Here is a 23,311-nt window from a genome sequence, read left to right as displayed (position 1 = left end):
CTTACTTCAAACCTATTTCTTTTAGACGCTGCAATAAGAATGTTCCTGCCGTGTGATCATCAGAAAGTACCACTTCTGGTCGTGGGTGCAAGAATAAAGGAATCGACAAACGCGCCTTATTTTCAGTACCCGTATCAGGGTTGATCACTCGATGGGTCGTCGATGGGAAGTAGTTATCCGAACACATCTGTAACATATCACCCACATTGACTGCAATACTGCCCGGATCACAATCTACATCATGCCAGTTACCGTCCAAGTCTTTAACCTGAAGACCTGGCTCAGTACTCGCCACTAAGCAAGTCAGTAAGTTAATGTCTTCATGCGCTGCTGCACGAATGGCACTGGGTACTTCATCACCCTTCATTGCTGGGTAATTCAAAATACGCATTAGCGTGCCATCGCTTGGGTTAACCATATCACTCAAGCGCATAGAGTAGTTTTTACGAATGGCCTCAGGACTTTCCTGCTCAACCCAGTCGAGCAACAACATGGCTAAGCCATTTAGTTGCTTATAAAGACGCGATGTCGCTTCTTCTAAAAAGTCAGGGCACTGACCCCAAGGGTAGTAATGATAGAACTCTTTTAAATCCTTCGCCTTTGCGCCTTTTGCATTTTCACTCAAGAATGGAAAGAAGCCATCCTGAGTCTTCGCGTTGAAGTGATATTCGTGCTTACCTTCGCTCGAAAAAAAACGTGCCCAATCGGAATACACCTGCGATACTAAATCTGAGTCAATAGGATGAAATTGCAAAATAGCAAAGCCCGTATTTCGTAAAGATTCCACGAAGTTTTTAGCTGCGTGATCTGACCGACAATCAATTTTTGAAACTTGCATAATTCCATTATCCTTTTGGCATTATTTATTATTACTATCTATCATAAGATATTTTGAGTTAATTAAGCTACAAGGAGGTTTCATGAAAGTATTCAACTATGGCTCAATTAACATTGATCATATCTACCGCGTTCCACGCTTTATACAACCAGGTGAAACTCTAGCTAGCGATCACTACCAAATGATGCTCGGCGGAAAAGGGGCTAACCAGTCTATCGCACTCGCACGTGCTGGCGCTAGTGTTCAGCACATTGGTAGGGTTAGTTCTTTTGACGATTGGATTTTTCGTAAACTGCAAGCAGATGGTATCGGTGTTTACTGCGTTGAGCACGTCGAAGAACCAACAGGCCACGCAATTATTCAAGTGAGTGATGCTGGTGAAAACTCGATTTTGCTATTTGGTGGTGCCAACCAAAGCTTCTCGATCTCCAATGTCGCAGAATGCTTGAGCAATGCCGAACGAGATGATTGGTTACTATTACAACACGAATGTAACCTAACAACTGAAGTCATGAAGCTCGCAAAAGATCATGACATGACCGTCGTTTATAACCCGGCCCCAATGCCAGCAGATATTGCGAGTGTCCCGCTAGACTGTGTTGATTACTTGGTCATGAACGAAGTAGAAGCCTTACAGTTCGCAGCAAACGATGCGCTAAGCAAAGATCGACCGGATGAGTTGGTCGAGTATTTACACCAAAAGAACCCCCACTTAAAAATCATACTAACACTAGGCAAGCAAGGTGTAGTGTATAAGGATGCTGAGAACTTAATCAAACAACCTGCTGAACGTGTTGTCGCAGTTGACACAACTGCTGCGGGTGATACTTTTATTGGTTACTTTGTTCAACAGTGCATTACTGGTAAAGATATAGAAACAGCGCTAAGTGTTGCCTGCAAGGCGGCAGCAGTAACCGTTCAGGCTTTGGGTGCTTCTGATAGTATCCCGACCTCTCAGCAATTGATCGACCAAGGAATTATAGATGCCTGAAAAGATAATTATAGATACGGATCCCGGCATTGATGATGCAATGGCAATATTTTTTGCGATGGCATCTCCGAAATTAGAGATCTTAGGACTGACCACAACCTTTGGTAATGTGTCGGTCGATATGGCCACAGACAACGCACTTAGACTCGTTGAAATGAGCGGTCATGATATTCCTGTTGCGCGTGGCGTAGCAAAACCAATGGTACAAAAGGGTCTGCCATTCCCTGATTTTGTACACGGTAAAGATGGCTTCGGCAATGTTAATTTACCCGCACCAAAAGGCGAGGCTATTGAACCGTCAGCTGCTGAATTTATTGTTCAGATGGTATTGGAAAACCCACATGAAGTGACGTTGGTCGCTATCGGGCCTTTGGGTAATCTTGCGTTAGCGTTGCAACTAGAACCAAAAATTGCATCTTTAGTTAAGAATGTCGTGATCATGGGTGGCACAGTGCTCGAAGGTGGCAATATGTCCCCTGTGGCAGAAGCTAATATTGTAGGCGACCCTCATGCAGCAGATAAGGTATTTACTGCTGACTGGCACGTTCACATGGTCGGCTTAGACGTGACTCACAAAGTGGTGATGTCAGATCAGGTTCAAGCAAACATTCGCGATAAAAACCCTATGTGCGGTGAGTTTCTGTATAAGGCTGGGCGTTTTTATTCTGACTTTTATAAAGCATCACGTGGTGCTGATGGCTGCTATGTGCATGACTCTTCGGCGATTGCCTACGTGATTGACCCAAGCCTGTTTGGTGTTGAAGTTGGCCCAGTACGCGTCGCGACTGAAGGCGTTGCATTGGGACAAACGATCCTTAAGCGTACGGGTTATGACTATGCTTTTGATCATTGGGAAAATATTTCTGACTCAAGCGTTTGCATGAGCGTCAATGCAGAAGCAGTCATGGACTTATATGAAAGCACCATGACCGCTAACAGCAAGGTTTAACTACCTACATTTACAAACACCTGTATAGCATTTGCTCTACCAAGTGAGTCAGTAACGGCGTACCAAAAACTGTCTTGCCCTGAGTAATTGCTAGCAGGTGTGTAAATTAAACGACTCCCACTTTGAATTACTGTTCCGCCATTCACCGCATAAGCATTCACTTCTAAAATACTTAACCCAAGACCTGTATCATTGGCTAATACGTCTATTGTGATTGGTGTATTTGTTGGCGTATTCACGGTTTCACTCACTGCAACTGGGTAAGCGGCATCTGTTGACGCTTCAACATTAATCGTTACCTCACCATAGTTTGTGCGGCCTTGTGAGTCTGCAAAGTTGTACCAAAGCTTGTCTTCACCGGTGAAGTCTTGTGCAGGTGAATATTGGACTTGGTTATTCACCAACACCAACGAGCCACCTTTAAGCGACCAAGCGCCTAGCTCTGGAATCGTTAAACCTGACCCTATATCGTTTGCCAATACATCAATCGTAATCGTCGTATTGATTAGCGTCGTTGCGTTATCTGCAACACCAACTGGGTTTGGACTTCCTTCACCCGTGACTTCGACAATAACTCGGACACTATTACTACGACCTTGGCTATCAGCAATCACATACCAAAAGGCATCTGTACCTGCAAAGCCTGTATCCGGTGTGTAGCTAATTTGATTATTAACGACCGATGCTCTACCTGCATTTTCAGTCCAATCATTGACACTGGATATTGTCAGACCGCTACCGATATCATTACTTAAAACATCTATCGTTAGTGCTGTATTGACTGGCGTACTCACCGTTTCAGTAATCGCCACAGGATAAGGGGCTACCGCTCCAGCACTCGTTACATTCCAAAGTTGAGGTGTGTGGTTAGCTTGGAATGTATAGCTAATTGCTGCGGCACCCGCGCGACCAGCTTCTCGGTCAAGTGATTGAGTTTTGCAGTGCAATGGACGGAAGTTAAAACTGTCGCCATTACGTGTCATGACCCAACGACGGTTGTCACCTACGTCGGTCGTGGCACTAGAAACAACACTTAAGTTTGCACAGGCTGAGTTTTCAACTTCAAGGTAACGGCCTGATGCAACATTTTGTAACGTATAAATTCGATCACCTAAATGTCTTATGCTCCACTTCTGAGTATCTTGCGTGCCAGCGACTGCCATTAACGTTTGGTTGTTTGCTTGAGATGTTAGGCGCTCACCAAATGATGGTGACTCTAACCAATAATCACCATCCGTCACTAAAGACTTAACTTCTGCGCTACCGACTAAAACAACTTTAGACACACTTGGCACTCCCGCTGCATTCATCACGAATAACATGTAATTACCCGGAGGTGCTAAGTTGCGAGACGGCATTTTTACGGAGTAGTTGTTTGCCGCATTAGTATCAAACGTTAGCGGTATTCTACGCTGTTCATTGTTTACGCTGTGGGTCGCAGAGCTAGCGCGTAATAATGACATGTTAGTGACTGCTGAGTTAGTGAGTACATTGATATAACTATCGTAATTAGCAGTGCTTGGTGCGCTATTTATCACAGGGCGTGTCGCAAGCGTATCGGTACCATCAACAAACAAATACGGGGGTGAGTAAATTTCCGCATCGGGATGATTGACCGTACATGTACCGCACAACCCTCCTCCACCAACAAACACACGACCATCATTAAGTAATATCGCCGTACTATGATAAGTACGCGGTATCGCCATTGCGCTGAGTTGCTTCCAAGTTTTTGTCTCTGGATTCCAAAGCTCTGGCGTCAATACCGCATCAAGGTCGGAGAATATGATGGTATTTTTCATACCGCCAACAAGAAACACTTCACCGTTAGGCAACACAACGGAGCTGTGCAAGGTTCGGTTATAGGCAGTGTTCTGCACTTCTTCAACAGCCGGGGTATCTTGGTTGATATCGATAATGTGCGCGCGTTTACTTCCGAGGAAACCACCACCGTAAGCTTGCGCGCCACCTACTTTTAGGATTTTACCAATGTCATACATGACGGTGGTGCCATTCATGGAGTAAGGGTCTGACCCACGTGTGCCAGCGGCTGTTACTTTGACTTCACCGTCAGGATCAATCCAGTGCATGTTTTGACTTGGCCCTGCATGGAAAATCTTCCCATTCGGAGCAGCCCAAAGCCATGCATGGTTATCATCACGATAGTTACCTTGTGGCTCTATTTCAGAACCATCACGTACTGTTTCATCTGCCGTTATTTCTGGATAAGCCACCCAACCTGTCGCTTCGGTCCAAACCTCTGCGTTTTTATTACCCCGTGCGCCACTCCATGAGCCACCTACGGTAAACACTGAACCATCAGATAAGGTTACGTTTCCTTGATAGCCACGCACCGTATTCATCTTATCGCCCGACTCCCATAGGTCGGTAACAGGGTTGTAAAGACTGGTTTGATCATTACCTGAACCACCATTCACCAACACACGCCCATCGGGCAAGTTACTGATACCAGGACAAAACATGTCGTGCTGCGTATTACTCACAACAACGGTGGATGAGGAAAGATTATAGGGGTCAAAGATAGACGTGTAAGTACGTCCGAGGTTTCCGCCGAAAGCGTAACGGTCTCTTGCTGACCAAGTTAGCAAATTTCCATTCGGCAAGTTCGCCACCGCCACTGGAACAATCTCCATTGGAATAACATCCGTCCAACTACCCGTTTCCGAATTTTCTGCCATCGCAGACATCGGAAGTAGCAGAGGAAGCAAAACTAACATCCTGCTTAACAGTTCAGCTTTCATCTAGACACCTTAGTAATAAAGAATATGTAACACTTAGGTATAAAATAAAAGCCGCTGTAACAGCCATGCAATACATCGTAGGCGGGAGACTCCTATTGATAAGTGGCACACCTTGAACCCTTGATGAAAAAGTAACAGATACAAAAAAACCGCGAACAAGTCGCGGTTTTTTTGAGGCCATCCTTAGCCTAAGCTAGGTTTACAGAAGACTTATTTCTTAGAGTCATCTACTACGTAAACCATTACTTGGTTACTTGTTGCATAACCACTTGCATCAACAATCTTGTACCAAAACACATCGTTACCAACAAAGTCAGTCGCTGGAGTGTAAACAACCTTGTTACCGCTTATTGTAACTTGGCCGCTAGCGCCTTGGCTTACTTCAACGATGTTAAGACCAGTACCTGAATCGTTAGCCAACACATCGATAGTAACAGCAATGTTCTTGCTCGTTAGTTCGTCATCAATGTGAGCAACTGTACAGTCTGTGTTACACACTACGCCACCTGCTGAAACAACAACAGTTACTGTCGCTGTACTTGTAAGGCCGTAGTTATCTTCGATAACGTAAGTGAAGGTATCAGTTCCAGTAAAACCTGCCGCTGGTGTATACACTAGCTGGCCATTTACAGTAGCAATCGTTCCACCTTTGTTACTACTTGTAGCGTGACTCTTAAGTGATGCTAAGTCACCCTCATCATAGTCAAAGTCATTTCCAAGCACGTTGATTGTTACAGAGTTATTAGCGGTCGTACTTGCATTGTCATCTAGTGCGATCGGCGCATTATTTGCTGAAGCAGCTTTAACAACCGTTACCGTCACTGTTGCTGTAGCCGTCAAACCACTGTCATCAATAATCGTGTAAGTGAATGAATCAGTACCCGAGAAATCAGCGTTAGGCGTATAAACAAGCTTACCATTATCGTTCACTACTGAACCGTTACTGCCTTGGCCGAAGCTATCGATATTAAATGCGCTTTCATTATCCGAGTCATTGCCCGTTACATGAATCGTCACAGCCTCACCAGCATTTGTAGTTGCAGTATCATCTTGTGCAACAGGTGCTGTGTTAACAGTACCGTTACCGCTGACTGTTACTGTAACCGTCGCGGTATCAGTTAAGCCATCTGCATCAACGATGGTGTAAGTGAATGAGTCAACACCAACATATCCAGAGTTTGGCGCATAACGTACCTGTCCATTCTCAATAACAGCTGAACCATTACCTGCAGCTGAAACACTTTGAATACTAACGTCACTTTCAGCATCCGTGTCATTAGCAACAACATCAATCAATACGTTCTGATCTTCTGTCGTAGACGCCATGTCGTTAGTTGCTGATGGAGCTGTATTACCCGTCGAAGTAGAGTTAGCTGTAACCGTTACAAAGACCGTTGCTTCAGACTTCAAACCACCTGCATCAACAATTGTGTATGTGAAACTGTCGTTACCAACATAATCACTATTTGCCGTGTAAATTAGCTGATCACCGTCTTGAGTTACAGAACCATACATACCTTGGCCGAACTCGTGAATACTTACTGTACTCTCTGAGTCACTATCGTTATCTAGCACACTGATGTAAGCGCCCTTACCCTGACCTACAGTAACTGAGTCACTATTAGCTGTCGGAGCTGAGTTACTATCCGTATTAAATAGATCATCCTGACCTGCTGTTGTACGGTAAGTATCTACAGAACGGTTGTGATCAAAGTTACTACGTAGCGCTCGTGTAATCCATGCTGGCGTTGTTGCGATCGCTTCAGTTCTCCAGATAACACGTGGAGTACCAGGGACACCTTGAGATACTAGGATATCTGTTGTTCCAGTCTGTACATTACGCACACCCACTTGAACGTTCTTAGTACCCGTTTGAATACGCTTGTAACCAGTGATTACGTTACGGAAACCATTTTGCACTTGCTTAGTTTCGTTACGGAAACCACCACCATTAATACGTTGCTGACGCTCAGTTACGTATTCGATATCTACACGACGGTTCTTAAAGTCCTGACCTGCAGCTGCAGAGTACTTAGGATGCGTTGCACCTAAACCACGAGCTTGAAGGTGAGCAGGATTAAAGCCTTGAGCAATCATAAAGTTACGTACTGCTGATGCGCGCTGCTCAGATAGCACTTTATCCTGGTGCATATCTGGTAGACCACAGCTGTTTCCAGTAATACGAATATTACCTTTGTAACCATGCTTTCTAATCTCAGCAGAAATTTGACGTAAACGCTGCTGAGCTGATGGAATAAGTACCGCACTGCCGTGCTTGAAGAACGTTTGGCCTTCTAGCTCAACTGTACTCTTAGCCATTGTTCCACCCGTTGGAACACGCACTGTTTTACTTGTATAAACAGGCTCTTTCTTATAGATAGGCTGGTTCTTGTAAACAGGCTGATCTTTGTAGATTGGCTGCTTAGTGTAAACAGGCTTCTTAGCATAAGTCGCTGCACGACCTTTACCCGGAATCTCAACTCTTACACGACGGTAGCGCTGATCTGGCTGGTAGATACTTCCGCCACCAAACTCATAGTTATAGTTTAAGTTTGCAGATGTTTCTGTATCACCATCACCGTCATAACCACCTTTGGTGCGGGATGCAGCTACATTAAGACCGACACTGTGAGGTGTGCCTTGGAAGTACTGCTGAACACCTGCTGAAAGTGTCGTCATCATTGCAGTGTCTTCATCAGAAGCCATCTCATCACCCCATTGGTGATCAAGTCCTGCAGTGATTTTAGTATTTGTACTTGCTAGGTGTGTTCCGACACTTGCACCAACACCGTAATCAAAAGCCTTCTCGTAAACAGCTTTAGTTGTCGCGGTTGCCGCTTGCACTAGACGCTTGTCAGATACCCCCTTACTTACATGGCCTTCCCAGAAACCGCTCTGTCTTTCTTGTCCGTAACCGACAGTTACCTTAGCATCATCTTCACTATTACGATCGTACGCAGCAAATGCCTTATTTACATGAGTAGCGTTACCCTGACCGTCACGAGCAACCCAGTTATGATTAATCTGCACGCCGCCTTCATCGATACCTTTGTCGTCACCGTCTAACTCAACACCTGCCCATAAGCCACCGCTTGTAGAACTATTTTGAGTCTCAGAGAAGACATGATTGATGTCTGCACTTGCATCACCATCATCTGTAACACTTACTCCAATACGTGTACGACCACCCACATATTGATGACCAATACTTTGTACTTGCTGCGCATCTTGCGCCTGATATTCACCCGCACTTAACTGAGAAGTAAGGATTGCTGCTGAACTAATAACAACAGGCAAATAAACCCATTTGAAGCTATTTCTATTTTTAGATATCATAATATTTTCTCTATACGTATCATTGTTTTAATATTTATCTATCTGCTGAACCCTCGCTCTGCAGCTCGAATAAATGGCCTATTGATAAAGCCAATAAATCATGAGTTAAGTATGAAGAAAGTATCGCTGAATAGAATTCCCACCTATCAGCGGATAGATACAACTAATGCCACTCTTCCTAATTTAAATGCCGTTGATTTTAGACATGTTATTTCGATAAGATTTTTATTGGGGTAAACCCTGCCGCTAATGTGAAGATTCGGCTATACTCGATGGAGAAAATTACGCAAGGGCAGCTAGTGGGCTGTGATCTTGCAGGCACTCATTATTTATACTTTATGGATAAGACGTATATTAAATGGCAATTTTAAGTTTCTTTCCCCTCTTTGGCTTCTTTTACATAGGCTATTTCGTACTAGCCTTGGTAGGGATCTTTCCTAATGAATTGAACCATGTAGTATTTGAAGTCAACTTACCCTCAGGCATACTATGGAAACCAAGCTTAGCTGTGATGGTTATTTTATTTGGATTGGTCGCGCTTTTTATTGAACTGTTTAAGTCAACCCGCACTTCCAGCGTATCGATCATTGACCACATACTGTCGACCTTTGTATTAGTTGCCTTCATGGTGACATGGCTGATCTTTGAATGGGCCGGGAACTCAACCTTCCTCATTCTTACAACCATGTCCTTTCTCGACGTAATTGCTGGATTCACAATTACTATCGCCTCCGCTAGACGCGACTTCTCGCTAGGCGGTAATCAATGAAAATATTGAACTCTCGGAGATATTAGAACGATGCATAGCACCATAAGACCTCTGATTTTCGCTAGTTTACTCATATATGGGTCGTTGCCCGCATTTGCTGATCAGGTAAATGCAACAGGTACGACTCAAGTAAACGCTAGCGAAATACACAGCACAACTGCACCGACGACAACAATGATGCCGTCAGTCATGCCCGACGCTGTGACACTAGATCCATCAATGGGAATGAATTTTGGTTTCTTACCAATGCAACAATTCATGCCCATTGTTCCGGATGCTCTTCTTAATATCCCACCTGAAAGTTTGCCAAAGTATGCGCCATCAACATTGATGAGCATGCCACCAGCACCTTTCTACATTGTTGATATTCCGCTACCAGAAGAAGACCTAGAGCAGATCAATGCGCTACGTGCTGAACTGGCAGATATCGAGAATATAGCCGCACAAACTTCTGCTGATGATAAGCAGAAAGTAGCGGAACTAATGAAGGAACGTGCACGTTTACTGTCACGCATTGGTCAACTAGAGAAGCAATTCGCTAGTTTAGATGCAATGACTAACGCACTGACCTCACAGCTGACTAGCCAAAACCAAGGCCTGCAAGAAAAGCTATCTGGCTTAACCGGTGGCATGGCAGCGCAACTTGCGTCGCAAAACAAAGACCTAGAAAAAACATTGAGTGGCCTAAGCGGCAACATGACTCAACAGTTTGCTACCTTTGAACAAGCGGCTACTCAAGAAAAGAATGGTTTACTGAGTGACAATGAAAAGCTTCAGCTAGCACTAGCCGAAGCAACAGCTGATGGCGATGTAGATGGCGTACTTAACCCTTCAGATCGTTGTCCAGCAACTAAGCTCGGCACAATCGTTGATAGCCAAGGTTGTGACTTAGATACAGATAAAGATGGTGTTATTGAGCTACTAGATCGTTGCCCATCAACACCAACTGGCCTAACAGTTAATGCAGACGGTTGTGAAGTTGATACCGATGCTGACGGTGTACTAGACAGTAAAGACCAATGCCCTACTACACTAGCAGGCGCAGCGGTTAACGAAACTGGCTGTGAAATTGATACTGATGCTGATGGCGTAGCAGATCGATTAGATCGTTGCCCTGTAACACCAGCAGGCTTACCGGTTGATGCGAAAGGTTGCCAAATCGATTCTGATAAAGATGGCATTTTAGACGGCTCTGATCAGTGCCCAGGTACAGAAGAAGGTATTTCAGTAAATACAGTAGGTTGTGAAGTTGATACTGACGCTGATGGCGTACTAGACAGTAAAGACCAATGCCCTGCTACACCGGCTGGCGTAACCATTAGTATTACAGGTTGCGAGATTGACTCTGACGGTGACACGGTTGTTGACAGTAAAGATCAGTGCTCTGAAACAGCATTCGGCATTAGCGTTAATGCAATGGGTTGTGAACTAGATACTGACGCTGATGACGTAGTAGATAGTGCAGATACATGCCCTACGACTGTAGAAGGTGCCAAAGTTAACTCACTAGGTTGTGAGCTTGATGATGACAAAGACTACATCCGTAACAGTATCGACAGCTGCCCAGATACAGTAGCTGGTGCAACAATTGATGCTAAAGGTTGTGAAGTTGATACAGATAAGGATGGCGTGAAAGATAGCGCTGACAACTGTCCAACAACTCCAGAAGGCGTTGATGTTGACTTCAAAGGCTGTGAAGTTGATTCTGACAAAGACGGCGTGAAAGATAGCGTTGATAACTGTCCAACGACTCCAGAAGGCGTTGATGTTGACTTCAAAGGCTGTGAAGTTGATTCAGACAAAGATGGCGTGAAAGATAGCGCTGACAATTGTCCAACGACTCCAGAAGGCATTGATGTTGACTTCAAAGGCTGTGAAGTTGATTCAGACAAAGATGGCGTGAAAGATAGCGCTGACAATTGTCCAACGACTCCAGAAGGCATTGATGTTGACTTCAAAGGTTGTGAAGTTGATTCAGACAAAGATGGCGTGAAAGATAGCGCTGACGAATGTCCTGCTTCTCCTGAAGGCGTGACGGTTAACGACAAAGGCTGTCAGTTAGATGATGATGCTGACGGTGTTGTTAATGAATCTGACTCTTGCCCAACATCAGTTGCTGAGGCAGTCGTTGATGCAACAGGTTGTGAACTAGATACAGATAAAGACACTGTTATCGACAGCGCTGACCAATGCCCTGAAACTGCTGAAGGCGCGAAAGTTGACGCTAAAGGTTGTGAAGGCGACAGTGATAAAGACTTCATCCTAGATAGTCGTGATGAATGTCCTGCTACTGTTGAAGGCGCAACGATTGATAGTAAAGGCTGTGAAGTTGATACCGACAAAGATGGCGTGAAAGATAGCGCTGACGAATGCCCTACTTCTCCTGAAGGCGTTACAGTTAACGACAAAGGTTGCCAGTTAGATGATGACGCTGATGGTGTTGTTAACGGCTCTGACTCTTGCCTAACGACTCCAGCAGGCGTAGATGTTGACTTCAAAGGTTGTGAAGTGGATACAGACAAAGATGGCGTGAAAGATAGCGCTGACGAATGTCCTACTTCTCCTGAAGGCGTGACGGTTAACGACAAAGGTTGTCAGTTAGATGATGACGCTGATGGTATTGTTAACGGCTCTGACTCTTGCCTAACGACTCCAGCAGGTGCTTCTGTTGATGCAACTGGTTGTGAGTTAGATACTGATAAAGACAGCGTGAAAGACAGTGCTGACCAATGTCCTGAAACTGCTGAGGGCGCGAAAGTTGACGCTAAAGGTTGTGAAGGCGACGGTGATAAAGACTTCATCTTAGATAGTCGTGATGAGTGTCCTACTACTGTTGAAGGCGCTACCGTTGACAGTAAAGGCTGTGAAGTTGATACAGACAAAGATGGCGTGAAAGATAGCGCTGACGAATGTCCTACTTCTCCTGAAGGCGTGACGGTTAATGACAAAGGTTGTCAGTTAGATGATGACGCTGATGGTGTTGTTAATGGCTCTGACTCTTGTCTAACAACGACAGCGGGTGCTTCTGTTGATACAACTGGTTGTGAATTAGACACAGATAAAGACGGTGTTAAAGACAGTGCTGACCAATGCCCTACAACTGTTTCAGGCGCGAAAGTTGACGCTAAAGGTTGTGAAGGCGACGGTGATAAAGACCTTATCCTAGATAGTAGCGATGAATGCCCTACTACGGTTGAAGGTGCTACGGTTGACAGTAAAGGCTGTGAAGTTGATACAGACAAAGATGGCGTGAAAGATAGCGCTGACGAATGTCCTACTTCTCCTGAAGGCGTTACTGTTAATGACAAAGGTTGTCAGTTAGATGATGACGTTGATGGTGTTGTTAATGGTTCTGACTCTTGTCTAACAACGACAGCGGGTGCTTCTGTTGATGCAACTGGTTGTGAATTAGACACAGATAAAGACGGTGTTAAAGACAGTGCTGACCAATGCCCTGCAACTGCTGAAGGCGCAACAGTTGACAGTAAAGGCTGTGAAGTTGATACAGACAAAGATGGCGTGAAAGATAGCGCTGACGAATGTCCTACTTCTCCTGAAGGCGTTACAGTCAATGACAAAGGTTGTCAGTTAGATGACGACGCTGATGGTGTTGTTAACGGCTCTGACTCTTGCCTAACTACTCCAGCAGGCGTAGATGTTGACTTCAAAGGTTGTGAAGTGGATACAGACAAAGATGGCGTGAAAGATAGCGCTGACGAATGTCCTACTTCTCCTGAAGGCGTGACAGTTAATGACAAAGGTTGTCAGTTAGATGACGATGCTGATGGTGTTGTTAACGGATCTGATGCTTGTCTAACAACGCCGGCAGGTGCTTCTGTTAATGCTAGCGGTTGTGAGCTAGATGATGACAAAGACCTTGTTGTTAATAGTAAGGACTCATGTCTTGACACAGCTGAAGGCGCAACGGTAGATAGCAAAGGTTGTGAAGTTGATACGGACAACGATGGCGTGAAAGATAGCGCTGACGAATGCCCCACTTCTCCTGCAGGCTCAAGCGTCAATGCTAAAGGCTGTGAAGTTGATAGTGATGATGACGGCGTAAAAGATAGTGCCGATAAATGTCCTGGTACATTTGCTGGCGCAGCAGTCTATGACACTGGTTGTGAGTTTGATACTGACAACGATGGTGTAGTCGACAGACTAGACAGCTGCCTATCGACTGACGAAGGCCGTAGCGTGAACGACAAAGGTTGTGAGCCTGACAGTGACGCTGATGGTGTTGCTGACAGACTAGACAGCTGCCCAAGCTCTCCTGCAGGTCAGAAGGTTGACGTGAAAGGTTGTGGCGATCCAGATGCAGATAATGATGGTGTAAGTGACAAGAGTGACTTATGTCCAGCAACTGCCTTGGGTAATGTCGTAAACGAAGTTGGTTGTGCTGAGATTCAGAACATCACACTTGAAGGTGTGAACTTTAGAAGTGGTTCTGCTCAGTTAACGAATCAGTCACTGCCTATCCTTGATGAAGCTGCAACGAAGCTTAACCGCTTCCCAGAGCTAAAAATCGAAGTAGCAGGTCATACTGATAGTGCTGGTGGAGCAGCATCTAACCAACGTTTGTCACAACGTCGCGCTGAATCTGTACGTACATACCTAATCAGCAAAAACGTAAACGCAAGCAACCTAACGGCGAAAGGCTACGGAGAAGTAACACCTATTGCAGTCAATACGACAGCAGCAGGTCGCGCAGAAAACCGTCGCGTTGAGTTGAAAATTTTGCGATAAATAATCGCTAACCCTAAGCGGCCTCTCCCTAACGGGGGAGGCTTCTTTATTTGTGCAACATGAAAATATGGCAAAACATCTAGCTAAGAAGCGCTTCGGACAACACTTCCTGACAGACGCTTACATCATCAACTTACTCGTTAATAATATCGCCCCTAAAAAAGACGACCAAATGCTTGAAATTGGTCCCGGCTTAGGCGCGATGACCAAACCAATTTTACCGCTTGTAGATCACCTACAAGTTATCGAAATAGACCGTGATGTAATTACTCACCTGACACACCTAGGTGGCGATAAAATCACGATTCACAATGTCGATGCACTACGTGTCAACTTCAGTGAAATTATTGATGTCACACGTCCACTACGCGTCGTGGGTAACCTGCCTTACAACATCTCTACTCCCCTAATTTTCCACCTTCTTGACGCTGCACCGTGCATTAAAGACATGCACTTCATGCTGCAAAAAGAAGTCGTTGACCGCATAACCTCAGAGCCAGGTGGTAAGAGTTTTGGTCGCTTATCGGTCATGGTTCAATATCAATGCCAGACGGAATACTTATTCTTTGTTGGCCCAGAGTCATTCAGCCCGCCGCCAAGAGTAGACTCTGCAGTGGTTCGTATCATTCCTTGGGACAAAAAGCCTTTTGTTGCAGATGACGAAAAAGTCTTTGCAGACGTAGTACGACAAGCATTCTCTCAACGTCGTAAAACACTCCGCAACACCCTTAAAAAAGTGATTGATGCTGAGTATTTAATTGAACTTGGTATCGACCCAACGGCCCGCGCTGAAACACTCAGTGTTGAGCAGTTCGTCAACATCAGTAACAAGGTCAACCAGTTAGCAGAATGATACCTCTAAGCCTCTATATTCATATCCCTTGGTGTGTGCGTAAGTGCCCGTACTGTGACTTTAATTCGCACCAAGCGCCTGAGGCTCTACCAGAGAAAGCCTATATAGAAGCACTGCTAAAAGACTTCGAAGCCGATATTAAACTAGCGAATGGACGACCTATTTCGACTATTTTTATCGGTGGTGGTACACCAAGTTTGTTTACCGCAGAGTCAATCGACCAGCTATTACAAGGTATAAACAAGATCTCCCCGCTAGCGGACGATACTGAAATCACCTTGGAAGCAAACCCGGGCACCTTTGAACAACAACGGTTTACTGACTTTCGTAAAGCCGGCATCAATCGTTTATCAATCGGCATTCAAAGCTTTAACTCATCACACTTGAAGGCGCTAGGTCGTATACATGATGGCGATGAGGCACTGGTTGCAGCGGATATTGCCAGACAAGCAGGCTTTGACAATTTCAACCTCGACTTAATGTTTGGACTGCCAGAGCAAAGTACCGAGGATGCGCTGAGTGACTTACAACAAGCGATCGACTGCAACCCGACACACTTGTCGTGGTATCAGCTCACGCTTGAGCCAAACACCCTATTTCACAATCAGCCACCCAAGAAACTGCCAGACCATGAAGCCTTGTGGGATATGCAACAAGCAGGACAACAACTCCTAAGTGCTGAGCAATATCAGCAGTATGAAGTGTCAGCATATTCACGGACAGGCAAGCAGTGTCAGCACAACAGAAACTACTGGGAGTTTGGTGATTATATTGGGATTGGCGCAGGCGCTCACGGCAAAATAACCAACGCTCAAGGCACTATCACTCGGACGACAAAATTCCGTCAACCGAAGCAGTATTTAGATCAGGCTGAGAAAAATCTGTTTTATTCATCAACAACAGATCTAAACGTTAATGACTTACCTTTTGAATTTATGCTTAATGCATTACGTCTAAAAACAGGTGTTAATTCAGACTTTTATGAACAAAGAACAGGTCAACCATTAAGCAGTATTCAAGCAACTCTTGATGATGCACAGCGCTCTAACTTGATACATTTAGATGGTCAAAACATTAGCTGTACTGAGCAAGGCTGGCGCTTTTTAGACAATACCCTTACGTTATTTTTATAAGTACGACCAACGGTAAAATACGGCAGATAGAGCCTAAACCACTAATTTTAAACTGATAAAAAACACCACCTAGCAGTTACATCCTATCCCTGACATACCAATCTACCTAAGGTTAACCTCAACTTAACCAAGGATTCTGGTAGTGGAGATGGGTATAACAAGGACGTATTTCAGGCTAGTGACTGCATTAGGATTTTGCATCTGCACTAATAGCAGCTTCGCAGACTCCATGTGGCAGGATCAATCAAGCTCTCTAGCAGCGAGATCGCTAGAGGTGGTTGAACAAATTGGTAAAACTCGCTCATTAACATTAGACCATGAAGCCATGGCTGCTTTGTTATTACAAACAACGTCTGGCGATAATATCCAAGCACGCAGTATCAATACTTTATCTGTCGAAGTACCTTTACCAGACGGAAGTAATGTCACTGTAGCGCTAGAGAAAACAGACTTACTACCTACACAATTATCATCTGCCTATCCGTCTATCCAAACCTATAAAGTAACTCAGCCTGTCGGCCTTATTGTTTCTGGCCGTGTTGATTTTACTAGTCATGGCTTTCATGCATTACTACACACTCGAGATGGCCAGACACTACTTGTCGACCCAGAAGAACAAGGTAATCTAGGTCAGTATGTTAGTTATGCAAAAGCAGACTTATTTAATGACCAGCCTTATCAATGCAGCACCCCTGAAGCTCACGACCACGCCAGCTTTTCACCCATTCAAGCACGTTCATTCATCGCTGCTCGGAGTAGTTCAGGTGGTATAGTCGAGTACAAGATAGCGGTGGCAGCAACCGCTGAATACACGCAAGCTCAAGGCGGTACTGTTGAAGATGCATTAAGCGCAATTGTAACGTCACTGAGTCGCGTGAATAATGTGTATGAGCACAGTCTCGGCGTTAGATTTAAGTTAGTCGAAAATAATGACTTACTTATTTACACTAATACCTCAACTGACCCTTACACAAACTACCAAATTGAAGACCTTCTCAACGAAAACCAAATCAATATCGACCAAGTCATCGGAAGTGACAACTATGATATTGGCCATGTATTCGGCACTTCAGGCGGCGGTTTAGCTTACATAAGCAGCCTATGTAACGAGTCAAGTAAAGCAAAAGGCGCATCGGGTATTAGCCGACCTTATGGTGAGTTTTTTAATATCGACTTTGTCGCTCATGAGCTTGGCCACCAATTAGGTGCAACTCACACATTCAACGCAGACCAAGGTATTTGCACATCGGGCGCACGTACTGCGAGTACTGCTTTTGAACCAGGCAGCGGCTCAACCATCATGTCTTATGCGGGTGGTTGTGGCACTGACGATGTACAAGCCTTTGCTGATTCCATGTTTCACAGTGGTAACATTCAACAGATTAGACAAAACATTACTACCGGTGCTGCTAATGCCTGTGGTGTCCATGTCAGTCACGACAACCTAGCACCCGTTGTTTTCGCTGGCACTAGTCATTCAATTCCTGCCAATACACCCTTTGAATTGACGGCAACCGCTAGTGATATTGACGATGACTCACTACTCTATAGTTGGGATCAATTAGATGCGGGAAGCAGCTCATCCATTGACCTTGATACAGGTGACAATCCACTATTTCGGGTACTACCTGCAACCGCCAAAGCAAGCCGCAGCTTTCCAGCACTAACAACGCTATTGGGAGGAACTGCTTTAGCAGGTGAAACATTACCTTCAACCGACCGAAAGCTGAATTTCCAAGTATCTGTATATGACAGCTATAATTCACCAAGTATGGATCAAGTCCAGCTAAATATCGTCAATACGGGTAAAACGTTTACCTTAGAAAATCACGCAGAAGCTTATGCGACAGGTGCACAATCGACTATTTACTGGGAGTCAGCCAACACCCAAGATTCACCCATTAATTGTGCGACCGTAGACCTAAATTTATCGACAGATAACGGTGGGAATTTTGATTATTTAATAGCAGATTCAATCCCCAATAATGGCGTAGCTAGCGTTTACATCCCCAGTGAAATCCCAAATAGCTCATCTGGTCGCTTCAAACTCAGCTGTAGCGATAATGTTTTTTTCAGCCTATCCGCCAGTGCATTTTCACTAAACTCAGATGCCTCATTGGTCGAGATAAATACACGAAGCACAAATACAGCTACTACCAACAACCCTTCGTCTGCTAGTGGCGGCGGGAGCACACCTCCTTTGTTTGCTTTTACGACATTGTTATTGTTTTTACTTAGGAAACAATACTTTACAAAATAAACCGTTCATTCTTTATTTAGTTTTGGTTCAGTTTACGTGTGATAGGGTGTTATTTAAGAATAAGAAACCCCCGATAAAAATTAAAATAAGCACATTACTTATGCGTAAAATACTCTTGCTACCCTGCTTGTTTGTTTCGCAGACTCTGATCGCCGGAGAGTCACTTTGGACTGATATTTCCCCTGACTATCAATCTAGAAGCAACCAAATAACAGTCGACTCTATACATACTTCTCGAAAGTTAACACTGAACTATGAAAGTCTTGCGCTACAACTTTCAGAATCAAGTAACACACTTTTAGAGTTCCCTATGCCCGACGGCAGTTCTTTGATGCTTCGTGCTGAACCTAGCAGCATCATGGCACCTGAGCTTGCGGCTAAATTTCCACAAATCAAAACGTGGCGAGTGTATGACCCTAACAATCCAAATGTAACTGGAAGTATTGATATAGGTCCTAATGGCTTTCATGGATTCATCCAAACAGCGGATGGCGATAGAATTTTTATCGACCCTGATAGCAACAATGATAATAGTACCTATACTGCCTTGAGCCATCGAAACAGCTCAGGAAACAGCGACACTACTTTTAGCTGCGAACTGCATGATCATTCATCAGAGTTTGAATCCCCTTTTTCGGCAGCCTTCAAACCTTCTTTTTCTTCGGCTGAAGCAATAGAAAGATCTATTGGAACAGTGGCTGATCCTTTGATTACTTATCGCATCGCGATTGCAGCAACGGGTGAGTACACGCAGATATATGGGGGAACAAAAGAAAATGCAATGGCAGGGATCAACACGACCATTAGCAGGGTAAATCAAATTTTTGAGCGAGACCTAGGTATTTTACTAGAAGTCGTGGGTAACAATAACGACATCATCTATACATCTCCCAATAGCGACCCGTACAGTAATGAAGATGCAACCGCGATGGTTGATGAAAATGTTGTTAATACCAACGCGATTATTGGCGTTAACAATTATGATATTGGCCATGTATTTGGTTCGGGGAACACCGGTGGCTTAGCCTTTCTTAATTCAGCATGCGGTACATTTAAAGCAGGCGGTGTAACAGGCTCAAACTCACCACGTAATGATGCATTTAACGTGGACTATGTTGCCCATGAAATTGGTCATCAAATCGGGGCATCACATACATTTAATGGTTTCCAACTTAACTGTAGCGGAGGCAACCGAGAAAGCGATACCGCTGTAGAACCAGGTAGCGGTAACAGCATCATGGGTTATGCAGGTATTTGTGGCTCTGATAATTTACAGTCTAATAGTGATGCATTCTTTCACTCAGTCAGTATCAATGAAATCAAGACCTTTACTCGCGAAGGTAGTGGCTCAAGCTGTGGAACAACCACTGTTACGACTAATAACTCACCAACTGTCGATGCGGGTAATAATCATACCATTCCAGCAGGAACACCTTTTGCACTAGCTGGCAGCAGTAGCGATAGTGACGGCGATATTGTTAGCCACTCATGGGAACAAATAGATACCGGTGACGTTGGCGGACTTTATAACGACCTAGGAAACAATCCTTTATTCCGAATGTGGCCACCAACAACTGAAGCAACACGCTTCTTTCCACGTTTAAGTGACCAAATAGATAACCAAACGACGATCGGAGAGCTTTTACCTACTACTACACGAAGCTTAAACTTTGTACTATTAGCGAGAGATAATAACGGTGCGACCAATCAAGATACGATGAGTATCAGTGTGGTCAATACGGGTGAAAACTTTGCCGTTACTAGCCAAACAGATGAAACTTCATTATCAGCTAACCAGACGATACAAGTAAGCTGGGATATTGCTGCTACGGACGCTGCGCCTATCAATTGCAGTGTAGTAGACATTAATTTACTTGAAGACTCAGGCAATCAGATTGCGCTTCTTGAGAACACAGTCAACGATGGCAATCAATCTGTCACTATCCCGAATGATATATTTACACTTGATAACGCCAAGTTACAGGTTGCCTGTAGAAACAATATCTTCTTTGCCTTGTCTCAAGGAAAAGTAAGTGTATTAGGTGGTAGCCCTGTACTAAGTGTCAATTCACCTACTATAAATGAAGGTGATAATGGTGCTCAAAACATTAGCTTCATACTATCTCTTTCATCAGATGCTACTGAAACAATGGCAATCGATTATACGATTACTGATGAAGCAACCAACGCTGTCATTCAAAGAGGTCAAGCCATTATTATTAAAGGAGACCGATCAGCAATCATACATGCCGCTGTTGCAGGAGACACTTTAAGTGAAAGTGACCAGATACTTCTTTTAACCATTAACAAACCAAGTAATGCTCAGTTTATTTCAGGTGAAGATGTACTAGTCGGCGAAGGCACAATAGTCGATGATGACCAAATTGCGGCTAACCCTGTAGCTAACACATCCGTTGTATCTTCTGAAAACGCGGTAGCTAGTAGCTCTGGCGGAGGTTCTTTTGGAATATTCTCTATGTTAGGCTTAGTTTTCTTAGCCTTCACAAGAAGAACTTACAAAGGAATTAAGTCATGAAACTGTCTTTAACTATTGGCTTGTTACTCAGTGCTTTATTGATTCAGGGCTGCAACGCTGGGCCTGATACATCAAAGCCAATCAAGAGAAGCGCTCCGGATCCAGCGGGCAGTTTACAGCCCAAAGCGCTCAGCAACACAGAGAGCAAAGATCAACAGTTTGCTGAGCTGTTGCAGGCACTTGAAAATAGAAATCCGAACACTGAAGCACAGCAAGCCATAAGAAATGGCACCCCCAATGTACTTGGGTATTATAGTGGTCGTGGTGGATTAAAAGTACCGGGACTGACCTCGGAGCAACAAGCCAGTCAACGCTGCAAACTAAACACCATTGATGGTTTAGGCGATGTGATCTACGGTGAAAACCATATGAAATATCGTATAGCGATTCGTGCTTTTGCTAAAACCTATAACAGTAATATGCTAGCGGTTTGTCTATAAAGATAACTACTTAGCTCATAAAAAAAGGCGCTTAGTTTAACACTAAGCGCCTTTTTGGTATCTCAATTCCAAGCAATATAACTTACTCGTAAATACCGTGCTCGCGCGTACTTTGGAATTTAATATCAGGCCAACGCTCAATCGCCATCTGCAAATTGACACGTGAAGGCGCAATATAAACCAACTCTCCCGCATGGTCATACGAAAGGTTAGCAATAGCCTTAGTCTTGAATTGAGTCATCATCTTCTCATCATCACAAGCAATCCAACGAGCCGTCTGTACATTGACCGTTTCAAAACTACAGTCAACGTTGTACTCATCCTTCAGACGCTGCGCGACTACTTCAAACTGTAGAATACCAACCGCACCCAATACCAAATCATTATTAACCATAGGCTTAAATAACTGAGTTGCGCCCTCTTCACAAAGCTGACTCAGACCTTTTTGCAGCTGCTTCATTTTTAGTGGGTCACGCAACTGCGCACGACGGAATAGCTCAGGTGCAAAGTTTGGAATACCTGTAAAATAAAGCTCTTCACCTTGTGTGAACGTGTCACCAATTCGAATGCTACCGTGGTTATGCACACCAATAATATCCCCTGGGAACGCATCATCAACATGACCACGCTCAGAAGCCATAAAGGTCAAAGCATCCGGGATTTTAATATCTTTTCCGGTACGAACCTGACGCAGCTTCATACCTTTCTTAAACACACCCGAACAAATACGCATAAATGCGATACGGTCACGATGCTGAGGATCCATATTTGCTTGAATCTTGAATACGAAACCAGTGAATTTTTTCTCATCCGCGCCGACTTCACGCGTCGTTGTCGCACGTGGCAGAGGGCCAGGCGCAAACTTTACAAAGTCATTCAACAGCTCAGCGATACCGAAGTTATTCACCGCAGAACCAAAGAACACCGGCGTTAACTCACCCCGTAAATACGCTTCTTTATCAAACTCGTTACTCGCTCCTTGAACCAGCTCAATCTCTTCACGAAGCTCCTCAATCTGGTCACCTAATAACTCATCTAAACGAGGATTATCTAAGCCATTAATAATCTCACCCTCAAGTACTTTTCCGGCATGCTGAGCATCAAAAAGATGGATGCTGTCATTGTACAAATGGTAAACACCCTTCAGTCGTTTACCCATTCCGATAGGCCATGTAATTGGCGCACAACGGATTTTCAAGACAGTCTCGACTTCATCCATTAGCTCGATAGGGTCACGACCCTCACGGTCTAACTTGTTGATAAAAGTCATGATTGGCGTATCACGTAAACGACAAACTTCCATCAGTTTAATCGTTCTCTCCTCAACACCCTTCGCGACATCGATAACCATTAACGCAGAGTCAACAGCGGTCAGCGTACGATAAGTATCTTCCGAGAAGTCTTCATGACCCGGTGTATCAAGTAGGTTAACAATATGGTCGTTATACGGGAACTGCATCACTGATGACGTCACCGAGATACCACGTTCCTTCTCCATCGTCATCCAGTCAGATGTCGCATGACGCGCTGCTTTACGTCCCTTTACCGAGCCAGCTAACTGAATAGCGCCACCAAATAACAGCAACTTCTCTGTCATTGTAGTCTTACCCGCATCGGGGTGTGAGATTATTGCGAAGGTACGTCTTTTCTTCGCTTCTTTTTCAATTAGTACATCTGACATCAGATACAGCTTCCATT

Annotated in this window: 13 protein-coding genes; 9 read left to right on the top strand and 4 right to left on the bottom strand. The window is 44.4% G+C overall.

Annotated elements, in window-relative coordinates:
* Position 1: 1 nt before the first annotated feature.
* Positions 2 to 838, bottom strand: a complete 837-nt coding sequence (locus DKT75_RS15380) for an isopenicillin N synthase family dioxygenase (RefSeq protein ID WP_109824323.1) — start codon at positions 836 to 838, stop codon at positions 2 to 4.
* A gap of 82 nt (positions 839 to 920) precedes the next feature.
* On the opposite strand from DKT75_RS15380, the gene DKT75_RS15375 reads away from it, so the two are divergent.
* Both DKT75_RS15375 and DKT75_RS15370 read left to right on the top strand, forming a co-directional pair.
* Positions 921 to 1,829 (top strand): ribokinase, encoded by a 909-nt coding sequence (locus DKT75_RS15375; RefSeq protein ID WP_109824322.1) that lies wholly within the window; start codon positions 921 to 923, stop codon positions 1,827 to 1,829.
* Positions 1,822 to 2,778 (top strand): nucleoside hydrolase, encoded by a 957-nt coding sequence (locus DKT75_RS15370; RefSeq protein WP_109824321.1) that lies wholly within the window; start codon positions 1,822 to 1,824, stop codon positions 2,776 to 2,778. The genes DKT75_RS15375 and DKT75_RS15370 overlap by 8 nt, the downstream gene beginning before the upstream one ends.
* Here the strand turns inward: DKT75_RS15370 and DKT75_RS15365 are convergent.
* Both DKT75_RS15365 and DKT75_RS15360 read right to left on the bottom strand, forming a co-directional pair.
* The gene (locus DKT75_RS15365; RefSeq protein WP_109824320.1) at positions 2,775 to 5,540 is read right to left on the bottom strand and encodes an Ig-like domain-containing protein; all 2,766 of its coding nucleotides are present in this window, start codon (positions 5,538 to 5,540) and stop codon (positions 2,775 to 2,777) included. The genes DKT75_RS15370 and DKT75_RS15365 overlap by 4 nt on opposite strands.
* 210 nt (positions 5,541 to 5,750) lie before the next feature.
* Complete coding sequence (locus DKT75_RS15360) at positions 5,751 to 8,876, bottom strand: Ig-like domain-containing protein (protein ID WP_109824319.1); 3,126 nt, start codon at positions 8,874 to 8,876, stop codon at positions 5,751 to 5,753.
* A 358-nt stretch (positions 8,877 to 9,234) separates the two neighbouring features.
* Here DKT75_RS15360 and DKT75_RS15355 point away from each other — a divergent pair, with 358 nt between their 5' ends.
* The 7 genes from DKT75_RS15355 (at position 9,235) to DKT75_RS15325 (ending at position 21,613) form a co-directional block, all read left to right on the top strand.
* The gene (locus tag DKT75_RS15355) at positions 9,235 to 9,645 is read left to right on the top strand and encodes a hypothetical protein (RefSeq protein WP_109824318.1); all 411 of its coding nucleotides are present in this window, start codon (positions 9,235 to 9,237) and stop codon (positions 9,643 to 9,645) included.
* 30 nt (positions 9,646 to 9,675) lie between these two features.
* Positions 9,676 to 14,391 carry a thrombospondin type 3 repeat-containing protein gene (locus DKT75_RS22300; protein ID WP_109824317.1) on the top strand — a complete coding sequence of 1,572 codons (4,716 nt, stop codon included), beginning with the start codon at positions 9,676 to 9,678 and terminating at the stop codon, positions 14,389 to 14,391.
* A gap of 67 nt (positions 14,392 to 14,458) precedes the next feature.
* On the top strand, positions 14,459 to 15,244 hold the full coding sequence (rsmA, locus tag DKT75_RS15345) for a 16S rRNA (adenine(1518)-N(6)/adenine(1519)-N(6))-dimethyltransferase RsmA (protein ID WP_109824316.1): 786 nt from the start codon (positions 14,459 to 14,461) through the stop codon (positions 15,242 to 15,244).
* Complete coding sequence (hemW, locus tag DKT75_RS15340) at positions 15,241 to 16,377, top strand: radical SAM family heme chaperone HemW (RefSeq protein WP_109824315.1); 1,137 nt, start codon at positions 15,241 to 15,243, stop codon at positions 16,375 to 16,377. The genes rsmA and hemW overlap by 4 nt, the downstream gene beginning before the upstream one ends.
* 229 nt (positions 16,378 to 16,606) lie before the next feature.
* Positions 16,607 to 18,637, top strand: a complete 2,031-nt coding sequence (locus DKT75_RS15335; RefSeq protein ID WP_158278888.1) for a reprolysin-like metallopeptidase — start codon at positions 16,607 to 16,609, stop codon at positions 18,635 to 18,637.
* A 100-nt stretch (positions 18,638 to 18,737) separates the two neighbouring features.
* A complete protein-coding gene (locus DKT75_RS15330; RefSeq protein ID WP_109824313.1) occupies positions 18,738 to 21,173 on the top strand; it encodes a reprolysin-like metallopeptidase in 2,436 nt (811 codons plus the stop codon).
* A complete protein-coding gene (locus tag DKT75_RS15325; RefSeq protein ID WP_109824312.1) occupies positions 21,170 to 21,613 on the top strand; it encodes a hypothetical protein in 444 nt (147 codons plus the stop codon). Before DKT75_RS15330 ends, DKT75_RS15325 begins: the two co-directional genes overlap by 4 nt.
* A gap of 82 nt (positions 21,614 to 21,695) precedes the next feature.
* On the opposite strand, the gene DKT75_RS15320 is transcribed toward DKT75_RS15325, so the two are convergent.
* The gene (locus tag DKT75_RS15320) at positions 21,696 to 23,294 is read right to left on the bottom strand and encodes a peptide chain release factor 3 (RefSeq protein ID WP_109824311.1); all 1,599 of its coding nucleotides are present in this window, start codon (positions 23,292 to 23,294) and stop codon (positions 21,696 to 21,698) included.
* Positions 23,295 to 23,311 lie beyond the last annotated feature (17 nt).

It is taken from the genome of Leucothrix arctica, from assembly GCF_003172895.1.
GTDB classification, from domain to species: Bacteria; Pseudomonadota; Gammaproteobacteria; order Thiotrichales; family Thiotrichaceae; genus Leucothrix; species Leucothrix arctica.
Note: the sequence above shows the minus strand (reverse complement) of the source record. Positions and strands in the feature narration are given on the sequence as shown.